13 protein-coding genes are annotated in these 11,533 nt (G+C 74.0%); 10 read left to right on the forward strand and 3 right to left on the reverse strand.

What is annotated here, in order from left to right:
* Positions 1-132: 132 nt before the first annotated feature.
* The 6 genes from OG559_RS18315 (at position 133) to OG559_RS18340 (ending at position 6,813) form a co-directional block, all read left to right on the forward strand.
* Positions 133-3,243, forward strand: coding sequence for an Rne/Rng family ribonuclease (locus OG559_RS18315; RefSeq protein ID WP_405105335.1), 3,111 nt, complete (start codon positions 133-135; stop codon positions 3,241-3,243).
* 119 nt (positions 3,244-3,362) lie between these two features.
* Positions 3,363-3,878 (forward strand): hypothetical protein, encoded by a 516-nt coding sequence (locus tag OG559_RS18320; protein ID WP_405105337.1) that lies wholly within the window; start codon positions 3,363-3,365, stop codon positions 3,876-3,878.
* Between the two features lie 237 nt (positions 3,879-4,115).
* The gene (gene rplU / locus OG559_RS18325) at positions 4,116-4,430 is read left to right on the forward strand and encodes a 50S ribosomal protein L21 (protein WP_161691814.1); all 315 of its coding nucleotides are present in this window, start codon (positions 4,116-4,118) and stop codon (positions 4,428-4,430) included.
* A gap of 11 nt (positions 4,431-4,441) precedes the next feature.
* The gene (rpmA, locus tag OG559_RS18330) at positions 4,442-4,693 is read left to right on the forward strand and encodes a 50S ribosomal protein L27 (RefSeq protein ID WP_405105339.1); all 252 of its coding nucleotides are present in this window, start codon (positions 4,442-4,444) and stop codon (positions 4,691-4,693) included.
* A 100-nt stretch (positions 4,694-4,793) separates the two neighbouring features.
* The gene (obgE, locus tag OG559_RS18335; protein WP_405105341.1) at positions 4,794-6,257 is read left to right on the forward strand and encodes a GTPase ObgE; all 1,464 of its coding nucleotides are present in this window, start codon (positions 4,794-4,796) and stop codon (positions 6,255-6,257) included.
* 106 nt (positions 6,258-6,363) lie between these two features.
* Positions 6,364-6,813, forward strand: a complete 450-nt coding sequence (locus OG559_RS18340) for a GNAT family N-acetyltransferase (RefSeq protein WP_405105343.1) — start codon at positions 6,364-6,366, stop codon at positions 6,811-6,813.
* A 12-nt stretch (positions 6,814-6,825) separates the two neighbouring features.
* Here OG559_RS18340 and OG559_RS18345 read toward each other — a convergent pair whose 3' ends face one another.
* Positions 6,826-7,296 carry a DUF4383 domain-containing protein gene (locus tag OG559_RS18345; protein WP_405105345.1) on the reverse strand — a complete coding sequence of 157 codons (471 nt, stop codon included), beginning with the start codon at positions 7,294-7,296 and terminating at the stop codon, positions 6,826-6,828.
* A 193-nt stretch (positions 7,297-7,489) separates the two neighbouring features.
* Here OG559_RS18345 and OG559_RS18350 point away from each other — a divergent pair, with 193 nt between their 5' ends.
* From OG559_RS18350 to OG559_RS18360, 3 genes are read left to right on the forward strand one after another with little or no spacing between them, the layout of a single operon-like run.
* On the forward strand, positions 7,490-8,302 hold the full coding sequence (locus tag OG559_RS18350) for a hypothetical protein (protein WP_405105347.1): 813 nt from the start codon (positions 7,490-7,492) through the stop codon (positions 8,300-8,302).
* Between the two features lie 31 nt (positions 8,303-8,333).
* A complete protein-coding gene (locus OG559_RS18355; RefSeq protein WP_405105349.1) occupies positions 8,334-8,798 on the forward strand; it encodes a phage holin family protein in 465 nt (154 codons plus the stop codon).
* Complete coding sequence (locus tag OG559_RS18360) at positions 8,795-9,445, forward strand: DUF3618 domain-containing protein (protein ID WP_405105351.1); 651 nt, start codon at positions 8,795-8,797, stop codon at positions 9,443-9,445. The genes OG559_RS18355 and OG559_RS18360 overlap by 4 nt, the downstream gene beginning before the upstream one ends.
* Positions 9,446-9,527: 82 nt before the next feature.
* Here OG559_RS18360 and OG559_RS18365 read toward each other — a convergent pair whose 3' ends face one another.
* Positions 9,528-10,622, reverse strand: coding sequence for a glycosyltransferase (locus OG559_RS18365; protein ID WP_405105353.1), 1,095 nt, complete (start codon positions 10,620-10,622; stop codon positions 9,528-9,530).
* A 189-nt stretch (positions 10,623-10,811) separates the two neighbouring features.
* Between OG559_RS18365 and OG559_RS18370 the strand changes: the two genes are divergently transcribed.
* A complete protein-coding gene (locus tag OG559_RS18370) occupies positions 10,812-11,216 on the forward strand; it encodes a hypothetical protein (protein WP_405105355.1) in 405 nt (134 codons plus the stop codon).
* Positions 11,217-11,307: 91 nt separating this feature from the next.
* Here the strand turns inward: OG559_RS18370 and OG559_RS18375 are convergent, their stop codons facing one another.
* Positions 11,308-11,526 (reverse strand): DUF397 domain-containing protein, encoded by a 219-nt coding sequence (locus OG559_RS18375; protein ID WP_350887135.1) that lies wholly within the window; start codon positions 11,524-11,526, stop codon positions 11,308-11,310.
* Positions 11,527-11,533: the final 7 nt, after the last annotated feature.

The following is an 11,533-nucleotide window of genomic DNA, read 5'->3' on the forward strand; positions in this document are numbered from 1 at the left end:
ACCGTCGGTCAACGCTCTGGCAGGCAGACTTCGGCGGTCGCGCACCTCGCGCGCCCGGCGGAAACACTTTTGCGGCAACCCTGCGTGGCAGCGCTCAACCGCGCCCGGGGCAGCCAGAACTGGAGAACCTCCATGCTCGAGAACGAGCCCGAGGGCGGCGAACGGACCGGTTCACAGCCGGCCGGCGAGACCGCTGACCGCACCACCGACGCCGGCACAGCCGAGGGCGCCGCCCCGGTCGGCGGGTCCACCGCCGCCCAGCAGGCGCCCGGTGGGGAACCGGCCGCCGAGGCGCCGCCCGCCCCGCCCCGCAAGCGGGCCACCCGGCGGCGGGCTGCCCCGCTGAACCAGCCGGAGCAGACCGACGCGCCGACGGAGGCGTCCACCTCCGCCGGCTCGACCAGCAGCGAGTCCCCCCAGGCCGAGGTCTTCGCCCCGATCGCCGGTGAGCTGGATGAGGCCCCGAAGACGCCGCGCCGCCGCCGCAAGGCGACCACCGCGAAGGCGGCGGAGGAGCCGATCGTCGCGGCCGGCGTGGAGGAGGCGTCCGCCGAGGTCGTACCCCCGGTGAAGGTGACCCGGACCCGCCGCCGCAAGGCCACCGCGCCCGCGGTGGAGGCCCCGGCCGAGGCCGGCGCCGAACCGACCGTCACCCAGGCGGAGGCGTCGTCCGCGCCCGCCGCCACCCAGACCACGTCCGGGCCCGCCGCCGCCCAGCCGGTCGACAGCGCGGCGGCCGAGGACGAGGAGACCGACCAGGCCGCGGAGGCCACCCGGGCCGCCGAGGCGCAGGCCGCCGCCGGCACCCGGCCCAGCGGCGCGGAGAACCGCGCCGGGGAGGTCCCGCCCGGCGCGGCCGTGCCCGCCGTGCCGCCGGTCGGGCCCGTCGAGGCGACCGAGCCCGTCGAGCCGAAGACCCGGCGGCGGCGGGCTGCGCTCTCCGCGCCCACCGTGCTCTTCATGGCACCCCAGCCGGAGGAGGCGCCGGTCGCCCGGGTCGTGGTGCCCGTCGTGATCGAGGAGGAGCCGGCCGAGGAACAGCCCGAGCCGACCCGGCGACGTCGCCGCGGTCGCCGCGAGGCCGAGCTCGTCGAGGCGGTGGAGCCCGTCGAGGAGCCCGTCATCGAGGAGGCCGAGGAGGCCGCCGAGGACGACGAGGATGAGGACGAGGACGAGGACGAGACCGCGGCGGCCCGCCGGCGGCGTCGGCGTGGCCGCCGGGGCCGGGGGCGCGGCAAGGGCGGCGCGGACGACGACGCCGACGAGGACGCCGAGGAGACCGCCCAGGCCGAGGAGGAGACCGCCGAGGCCGAGGGTGACGAGGACGAGGGCGAGGAGAGCGGGGACGGGCTGACCCGCCGCCGCCGTCGTCGTCGTCGGCGGGGCGCCGGGGACAGTGACGGCGGTGCCGACGACGGCGTGCCCACCGTCGTGAAGATCCGCGAGCCGCGCAAGGCCGTCGACGAGGTGCAGGGCGTCTCCGGGTCGACCCGACTGGAGGCGAAGCGGCAGCGCCGTCGCGACGGCCGGGAGCAGCGGCGGACCCGTCCGCCGATCCTCAGTGAGTCGGAGTTCCTGGCCCGCCGGGAGGCAGTTGACCGGGTGATGGCGGTACGCCAGCGCGGCGACCGCACCCAGATCGCCGTCCTGGAGGACGGTGTGCTGGTCGAGCACTACGTCACCCGCAACTCCTCCGGCACCATGGCCGGCAACGTCTACCTCGGCAAGGTGCAGAACGTCCTGCCGAGCATGGAGGCGGCCTTCGTCGACGTGGGTCGGGGTCGCAATGCCGTGCTGTACGCCGGCGAGGTGAACTGGGACACCACGGGTCTGGAGGGCCGGGCCCGCTCGATCGAGCACGCCCTCAAGTCCGGCGACTCGGTGCTGGTGCAGGTCACCAAGGACCCGATCGGGCACAAGGGCGCCCGGCTGACCAGCCACATCGCCCTGTCCGGCCGGCACCTGGTGTACGTGCCGAACGGCAACGCCTCCGGCATCAGCCGCAAGCTGTCCGACACCGAGCGCAAGCGGCTGCGTGACGCGCTCAAGAAGCTGGTCCCCGACGGGGCGGGCGTGATCGTCCGGACCGCCGCCGAGGGGGCGAGCGAGGACGACCTGGCCCGCGACGTCGAGCGGCTCCAGGCCCAGTGGGAGGACATCCAGGCCAAGGTGGCCTCCGGCGGCGCCCCGGTGCTGCTCTACGGGGAGCCGGACCTGGTCATCCGGGTCGTGCGGGACCTGTTCAACGAGGACTTCCGCGAACTGGTGATCGAGGGCGACGAGTCGTACGGGATGGTCGAGTCGTACCTCTCGCACGTCTCGCCGGACCTGGTCGACCGGGTGCGCCGGTACGTCGGCACCGGCGACGTGTTCGCCGAGTACCGGATCGACGAGCAGATCCTCAAGGGTCTCGACCGGAAGGTCTTCCTGCCCTCCGGCGGTCATCTGGTGATCGACCGGACCGAGGCGATGACCGTGGTCGACGTCAACACCGGCAAGTACACCGGTGCGGGCGGCAACCTGGAGGAGACGGTCACCCGCAACAACCTGGAGGCGGCGGAGGAGATCGTCCGCCAGCTCCGGCTGCGTGACATCGGCGGCATCGTGGTGATCGACTTCATCGACATGGTGTTGGAGTCGAACCGTGAGCTGGTGCTGCGCCGGCTCACCGAGTGCCTGGGCCGGGACCGCACCAAGCACCAGGTCACCGAGATCACCTCGCTGGGCCTGGTGCAGATGACCCGCAAGCGGATCGGCGCGGGGCTGCTGGAGGCGTTCAGCGAGACCTGCGACTGCTGCAAGGGCCGTGGCGTGGTCATCCACACCGAGCCGGTGCCGGAGAAGCCGCGCGCTGCGGGCGCGGGGGAGAAGGTCAAGGCGGTCGCCTCGGCCGTCACCACCCCCGCCCCGGCCGAGCAGGTCGGCGGGGCGTCGCCGCGGCGGCGGGCCCGCAAGAGCGCCGCGCCGGAGCGCGCGGTGGTCGAGGTGGCCGAGGCACCCGAGGCACCGGGCGGGAGCGCGGTCGTCGAGTACCAGGACACCATGGGCTACGACCTGTCCCGGTACGAGGCGGACACGGCTGCCGCACCGGCCGTGACGGACAGCCAGCAGGGCGAGTCACCCCGGCTTGCCGGGGCCGACGACCCGGACGCCCTGGGCGACGAGGCCGACGGCGACACCGAGGGCGGCACCGGCCGGCGCCGGTCCCGCCGGGGCGGTACCCGGCGGCGCACCCGCCCGTGACCGGCTGACCTTCCGCGCTTCCCGCAGGGCCCCTTCCCCGGCAACAGCACCGGTGGGCGGGGCCCTGTCGGTCATCCCGGCCCCGGTTAGGATCGGCCACCCCGGTCAGGAGAAGAAGAATGCGTCGTCTGCTCGCCCTTGCCGCCGCCATGGCGGTCCTGTCCGCCGGGGCGGCCTGCTCCGCCGAGCGCTCCGGTTCCGAGCCCGGACCGAGCGGTTCGCCGCCTGCGGCGGCCGGGGCCACCCCGGGGGCGGGGGGAGCCGGCCCTGGCGCGGCCGGCGGGTCGCTCGGGCCGCCGGCCGGTGGGAACGGCCCGGAGGTCTGCGCCGCAGCCCAGAAGGCCAGCGGTGCGGCGGTCCGCACGTACGTGGCGGAGCTGGGCCGGATGATCGGCGCGGTCGGGGCCAACGACAGTGCGACGGCGGAGGTCGCCCGCAAGCGGGCCGAGGCCGCGTTGGCCGGCTGGCGTACCGAACTGCGACAGCAGTCCGCCCGGGCCACCGACCCACAGCTCAAGACGCTGCTGGCTGACCTGGCCAGCGAGGTGGGCACCCTGGGCACCGACGTGGACGCGATCGACGAGGAGGAGCTGGACGAGCTCCAGCAGCGCCTCGACCAGCTCTGCGCCCGCTGACGGGGCGAGGCCCCTGCCGCACCCGGAAAGTGGCCGCGGAGCCCGTCTCGGCCCCGGCGGCCACGCCGGGGTGCGGGGAGCCCGGTTTGGGCGTCAGCCCACCGATGGCGTAGGCTATCTTGCGGCGCACTTTGGTGTGCCGTGTTCCCGCGTGCCCACGCCGCCGTGCCTCTGCTACCCGGTGAGCCGCCGAGGGAACGACCGCCAGCAGCCTCAACGACAGGGAGTCCGCCTCCGATGTACGCGATCGTCAAGACCGGCGGCAAGCAGTACAAGGTCGCCGAGGGCGACGTGATCGAGGTCGAGAAGCTCGCCGGTGCCCCCGGTGACGCGGTGAAGCTCACCGCGGTGCTCCTCGTCGACGGTGACGACCTGGTGACCGACGCGACGAAGCTTGCCGAGGTCGCAGTGTCCGGCGAGATCGCCGCACACACCAAGGGCCCGAAGATCAAGATCCACAAGTTCAAGAACAAGACCGGCTACCACAAGCGCCAGGGTCACCGCCAGCCGCTGACCCAGGTCAAGGTGACCGGCATCTCCAGCGGGAAGTAGGTCGTCCTCAAATGGCTCACAAAAAGGGTGCGTCCAGCTCGCGTAACGGCCGTGATTCTGCGGCCCAGCGGCTCGGCGTGAAGCGCTTCGGTGGTCAGGTCGTCAGCGCGGGTGAGATCCTCATCCGGCAGCGTGGCACCAAGTTCCACCCCGGTGACCTGGTCGGCCGTGGCGGCGACGACACGCTCTTCGCGCTGGCCGCCGGCTCGGTCCTGTTCGGTACCAAGCGCGGTCGCAAGACCGTCAGCATCGTACCGGCGTAGCAGTAGTTCGAAGGCGTTGCGGGCCGCGGACCGGTAGGTCCCGGCCCGCTTCGCCTTTTCTCGTACGCGCGGGGCGCATCCCGCTGGAAGGATTGACGACGTGACGATGTTCGTGGACCGGGTCGTCCTGCACCTGCAGGCCGGTGACGGCGGGCACGGCTGTGTCTCGATCCACCGGGAGAAATTCAAGCCCTTCGGCGGCCCGGACGGCGGCAACGGCGGGCACGGCGGCAGCGTGACCATGGTCGTCGACCCGCAGGTGCACACCCTGCTCGACTTCCACTACCATCCGCACGTCAAGGCCGAGAACGGCAAGGGCGGCGCGGGCTCGAACCGGGACGGCGCGAACGGGCGCCAACTGGTGCTCAAGGTGCCCAACGGCACCGTCGTGCAGACCCCGGACGGCGAGGTGCTGGCCGACCTGGTCGGCGCCGGCGCCACGTTCGAGGTGGCCCGGGGCGGCCGGGGCGGCCGGGGCAACGCCTCCTTGGCCAACTCCCGGCGCAAGGCCCCCGGCTTCGCCGAGTTGGGTGAGCCCGGCGACCAGCTCGACGTGGTCCTGGAGCTCAAGAGCGTGGCCGACGTCGGCCTGGTCGGCTTCCCGTCGGCCGGCAAGTCGTCGCTGATCTCGGTCATCTCGGCGGCCAAGCCGAAGATCGCCGACTACCCGTTCACCACGCTGGTGCCCAACCTGGGCGTGGTCCAGGCCGACAACCACATCTTCACGGTCGCCGACGTGCCCGGCCTGATCCCGGGTGCGGCCACCGGCAAGGGCCTCGGGCTGAAGTTCCTCCGGCACATCGAGCGCTGCGCGGTGCTGGTGCACGTGATCGACACCACCACCCTGGAGCCCGACCGGGACCCGCTGGCCGACATCGACGCCCTCGAGGCCGAGCTCGCCGAGTACGGCGGGCTCGTGGACCGGCCCCGCCTCGTCGCCCTGAACAAGGTCGACGTGCCGGACGGTCGGGACCTCGCCGAGATCGTCCGCCCCGACCTGGAGGCCCGCGGCCTGCGGGTCTTCGAGGTGTCCGCGGCCACCCGCGAGGGCCTCAAGGAGCTGATGTTCGCCATGGCGGAGTTGGTCGAGCAGGGCCGCATCGCCGCCACGCCGACCGAGGAGACCCGGATCATCATCCGCCCGAAGGCGGTCGACGACACCGGCTTCACCGTCGAGGCGGAGCCGGACGGGTCGTTCACCGTCCGGGGCGTGCGTCCGGAGCGCTGGGTGCGGCAGACGACCTTCGACAACGACGAGGCGGTGGGCTACCTGGCCGACCGCCTGGCCCGCCTCGGCGTCGAGGACAAGCTGGCCAAGGCCGGGGCGAACCCCGGCGACCTGGTGCGGATCGGCGAGCGCGAGTTCGACTGGCAGCCCACCCTCCACGCGGGCGTCGACTTCGTCCCGGGCAACCGGGGCACCGACGTGCGGTTGGAGGAGAAGTCGTCCCGGGCCTCGGCCGCCGAGCGGCTCGCCGCGCGCAAGTCCCGCCGGGTGCGTTCGGACGACGAACCGGGTGCCGACGGGACGGACGACGAGTCGGACGCCGACCTCGACGAATAGCTCCGGCGGCCCGGCGGGCGGCCCTACGACGAACCGCTCGCCGGGCTCCGCCGCCGGGTCGCCCGCCGGAAACCTGGGGGAAACCCGGGCGGCCTACGTTCTCGGGATGCTGATCGAATCGCGGCCCACCACCGACCCGGAGATCGCCACCCTGGTCGCGGCGCAGCAGCGGGAGCTGCGGGAGGCCGACGGCGGCCTGGACGGGCAGGCGACCGTCACCCACGACGACATCCGCTACCTCGCGTTCGTGGCCACCGGCCGGGCCGTCGCCTGCGGCGGCATCCAGGAGCTCGACCCGCGCACCGGCGAGCTGAAGCGGATGTACGTCCGGCCCGCGTACCGGGGGCGGGGGATCGCCCGGCAACTGTTGGCCGCACTGGAAGAGTTGGCCTTCCAACAGGGGTACGCCGAGATCCGGCTGGAGACCGGCAGTTACCTGCCGGCGGCCATCGGCCTCTACGCCTCCTGCGGATACGCCCCGATCCCGGTGTTCGGCGAGTACGTCGCCAACCCGTACAGCCGCTGCTTCGCCAAGCGCCTCCCGGTCGCGGCCTGACACCGCCACCCCTCAGGGGCGGTCGATCGGGTCGTCGAGCCGGCCGCCCGTGCCGGCCCGCTCGGACAGCAGCAGACCCAGGGCGAGCATGCCGAAGCCGAGCGCCAGGTGCAGCCAGTTGTCCGCGCCGTTGAGCGGGATGAAGTTGACCGCGCTGTGCTCGGCGGAGAACTCGATGGCGAACCCGTAGAGCCAGAGCCCGAGGTAGAGCGCGCCGCCGCCGGCCAGGAAGATCCGCGCGCCGCCGACGCTGCGGGCGAGGGCCAGCCCCGCCAGGCCGAAGAGCAGGTGCAGGGCGTTGTGCAGGACCGACACCTGGAACAGGCCGAACAGCTTCGCGCCGGAGGTGTGCCCGGCGAAGGTCAGCTCGTGGTAGCCGGTGGTGACGCCGGGGACGAAGCCGAGGACGCCGAGCAGGAGGAACAGCGCGGCCACCGCGGCGGCGGCCTGTCGCACCCGGGGCTTGGGAGTTCCGTGCGCCATCGCTGTCACCTCCGTGGATCAGCAGCTCCCGACGATCCTCCATTCTGTGTGTGCGCTCACAGATTCCGCAGTGAAATCAGGAATCAGGTATGGCGGGCTGGACCGAGGGTAGGTCAAAAGACGCCGGCGGTATGAAGGCCAGCGAATCCCAATGAAGTGATACCGCGACGACTTTTCGAGCGGAAGGGGCATCATGACCTACGATCTGTCACCCACGACCTCCACGTACGGGACGGAGCCGAGCAACGGCGTCCGGGAGCAGGCCCGCCAGGTGGGCTCCGAGGCCGCGCACGCCGGCGACGCGGTCGCCCAGACCGCCAAGGAGCAGGGCCGGGAGGTGGTCGGCGAGACGAAGCGCCAGGCCCGCAACCTCTACGGCGAGGCACGCGACCAGCTCGCCGGCCAGACCGGTGAGCAGCAGCGCCGGGCCGCCGGTGGGCTGCGCTCGCTGGCCGACGAGATGCGCTCGATGGCGCAGCAGGGCGGCCAGGCCGGCCCGGTGACCGAGCTGGCCCACCAGGCCGCCGACCGGGTCAACGGCGTGGCCGGCTGGCTGGAGGAGCGGCAGCCCGGCGACATCGTCAACGAGGTCAAGGGCTACGCCCGCCGCAACCCGGGCACCTTCCTGGTCGGCGCCGCCGTGCTCGGCGTGCTCGCCGGCCGGCTGACCCGGAACCTGTCCGCCGCGTCCGGCGGCACCGGCGACGCCCGCGGGGCGTACGGCCCGACCGACGGCTACGACCCGGAGCGGACCGCCGTCATCCCGACCCCGCCGGCCCCCCGCGCCGTGCCGGACCAGATCCCGCCGGGCGGCTACCTCGACCCGACCCCGGGCACCTACGCCGGGTCCGGCGCCGGCTACTCCGGCCAGGGCGCGGCCTACCCCGACCCGGGCACGACCACCGGGTACGCCGACCCGGCCGGGGGCACCGGCCAGCCGCTGCCCCCGGTGACCCAGACCGACCCGCTGCCGGGCGTGCCGTCCAGCGGCACCATCCGTCCGTGACCGTGCGAGCCATCCGAAGGGAGGCGACGGGATGACCGTGCCGACGCAGGACCCCGGAGTGGACTCCGGGTACCGCCCCGCAGGTGCGCCGCACACCGCGGACGAGGTCAGGGGCAGCTCCATCGGCGAGCTGATGCGCCAGGTGACCAGCGACCTCTCCACGCTCATGCGCCAGGAGGTCGAGCTGGCCAAGGCTGAGATCCGCCAGGAGGGCAAGAAGGCTGGCAAGGCCGCCGGCCTGTTCGGCGGCGCCGGCTTCGGCGGCTACATGGTGGCGCTGTTCCTGTCGATCGCCCTCTGGGCCGGGCTGTCCAACGTCATGGACGCCGGCTGGGCGGCGTTGATCGTCGCCGTGATCTGGGGCGCGATCGCCGCCGTCCTCTACTCCATGGCCAAGAAGAACGCCCAGCGTGTACGCGGCTTCAAGCAGACCAGCGACAGCGTGCAGCGGATTCCCGACGCGCTCAAGCCCCACCCGGAGGGAGTCACCCGATGAGCACCGATCCCGACCAGATCCGCCGGGAGATCGAGGCCACCCGCAACAGCCTCAGCACCGATGTGGACGCCCTGGCGTACAAGGTCAGCCCGGGCCGCATCGTCGACGACCGTAAGCAGCGGGCGCGCAACGCGCTGCAGAATGTGAGGGACAAGGTCATGGGCACCGCTTCCGACTACGGCCACAGCTCCAGCCACGCCGCGCACTCGGTGGCCGACCGGGCCTCGTCGGCGGCGTCCACCGTCTCCGACAAGGCGCACTCGGCGGCCTCGACCGTCGGCGACGCCGCGCAGCGGGCACCGCAGGTGCTGCGGGAGAAGTCGGAGGGCAACCCGCTGGCCGCCGGACTGATCGCCTTCGGCGTCGGCATGCTGGTCTCCTCGCTGATCCCGGCGACCCGCCGCGAGCAGCAGGTGGCGACCCAGGTCAAGGACCGGGCCAGCGAGCACGCCGGTGTGGTGAAGGAGAAGCTCGGCGAGGTCGCCAACGAGCTGAAGGAGGAGCTGCGCGAGCCGGCCCGGCAGGCCACCGAGTCCGTGCGGTCCACCGCCCAGGACGCCGTGCACGCGGTCAAGGACGACACCAAGTCGGCCGCGCACGACGTGCGGGACCAGGCCCAGCAGTCCCGCGAACAGGCCCGGTACTGATCAGGGCACCGTACTGCGCAGCTCGCGGTCACGCCCGGCGCAGGCCGGGCAGTGGCCGCGAGCTGCGTCGGTCGGGGGCCCGCTACGCCTCGGGTGTCGACCGGACGTTCCGCCTCGCCCGCAGGGCGCCGGGGGAGTTGGCGGCGCGGGCGATGCGGACACCGGCGTAGGGCACGCCGCCCAGCGCCCGGTGGGCGACGGCGAGCCACGAGCAGACGCCGCGCTCGAGCAGCCACAGCGGGGCGGCCAGCGCTGCCGTGCGGGGGAAGACCCGTGCCCCGCCGGCCCGGCGGCGGCCCATTTCCGCGAGCGCCACCACGGCCGCCACCGCGCCGAGCACCAGGCCGGGGCGGCGGGCCGCCAACGCGGTCAGCACGGCGGGCAGCACCGCCAGCGAAGTCGCCAACCGCGCCGGCTGGGCCAGGTCGTCGTACGCCTGGCGGACCCGCTGCCCGCAGAAGTGCGCGCCGTCCGGTGGGAGCCGGCGGACGTACAGCCCGGGCGGGGTCGCCTCGGTACCCCCGTACGCCCGCACGGTGCGGACCAGCTCCAGGTTCTCGAAGAGCACGTCCGGGTCGTACCCGCCCATGGCGACGAAGGTGCTCCGGCGCACGGCCAGGGTGCCCGGCCAGTCCGCGCCGAGGGCGCGGTTGAGCAGGGTCCGGCCGGTGTCCCACCAGGCATGCCAGGGCACCGGGTCGAAGTGGTTCTGCGGGCGGACCAGGTCGACGCCGCCGAGCAGCCGGTGCGCGGCGCGCAGCCCCGCCTCGTCGTACCGGACGTCGTCGTCGGCGATCACCACGTGCTCGTGTCGGGCCGCCGCCACCCCGGTCAGCACCCCGACGACCTTGCCGTTGCCGCCGCGCACCGCCGGATCGGGGGCGAGGTGGCGCACCACGCCCCGCCACGCGGCGGCGTGCCGGGCGAAGACCTCGGGGGCGGAGCCGTCGACCACGGTCACGTCGACGAGGCGGCCCAGTTCGCGCAGGTAGCCGGTCAGCTCGGCCAGCCCGGCGTCGCCGGACCAGCGCAGCGGCAGGACGTACTCGACGGGGAGCCGGCGGCGGACCGGGGCGGCGTCCGCGAGCGTCCCCGGCCGGCTCGCCACGTCCGCCACGTCCGCCCCGTCGGGGACGGCGGTGGCCGGCCGGCCGGCCGCATTGACGTCGAAGGGCACCGGTGCCTCCCGTGGTGTCGATCGGCCGGGCCGCAGCGGATGCCCGCATTTCGGCTGGTCAAACGCTCGCCCGGGGTCGGCGGGCGGATCCGCGCCCGGCTGGCCCCTCCCCGGGCGGCGGAAACCTGGTTCGCTGGGTCGCACGGGCCGACCGCGGCCCGGCCGGTCGGCGAGGACGGGGAGGACCGCATGCGGGAGAACGGGTCGCGGCGCTGGCGGGAGCGTCGGGCGGTCAGGGGGCTGGGCGCAGGCCCGGCGGGTGGCGGGATCGGTGGACCCGATCGCCCGCTGCTCGCCCCGCCCCGGCGGCAGGCGCCGCCGTGCTACTTCACGGTGCACCTCGGGTTCGCGGCCGACGGCGCCGACCTGGCCCGCGAGCTGGCCGTCACGTACGCCGAAGGGCTGAGCCTGCTCCGCCCCGAGCTGGCCCTCGGGGCCGCCGCGTTGTCCCCGGCCGACGCCTGGCACCGGGCCGAGCGGCTGTTCTGCGGTGCGGTCGGCCCGGACGGCGAGCGGTGTGTCGACGTGGCCGGCCATCCCGGCTTCCACCATGGGCCGGGTCCGGGCGGCCTTGGCTGGGGAGACGGCGACTGAGCGGGCGGGCCCCGGGTCGGCGGCGGTGCGGCATCCCCGATCGGGTGTGCCATCCCGCCGCCGACGAGGGGCCGACGTCGCGTCGACCGGCTCAGTCCAGGTCGAACTCGCCGTCCTGGGCACCGGCGACGAAGGCGTCCCACTCGGCCTGGGTGAAGACGAGCACCGGGCCCTCCGGCTCGGCGGAGTTGCGCATGCCGATCAGGTCGTCGACGAAGGCCACCTCGACCGCGCTGTCCGAGGTGTCGCCCTCGGCCCGTTGCCAGATCGCCCGGGACAGGTCGAAGTCGCCCTTGGGGTGCTGACCCATTGTTGGT

The sequence above is a fragment of the Micromonospora sp. NBC_01405 genome, from assembly GCF_045040155.1.
Classification (GTDB): domain Bacteria; phylum Actinomycetota; class Actinomycetes; order Mycobacteriales; family Micromonosporaceae; genus Micromonospora.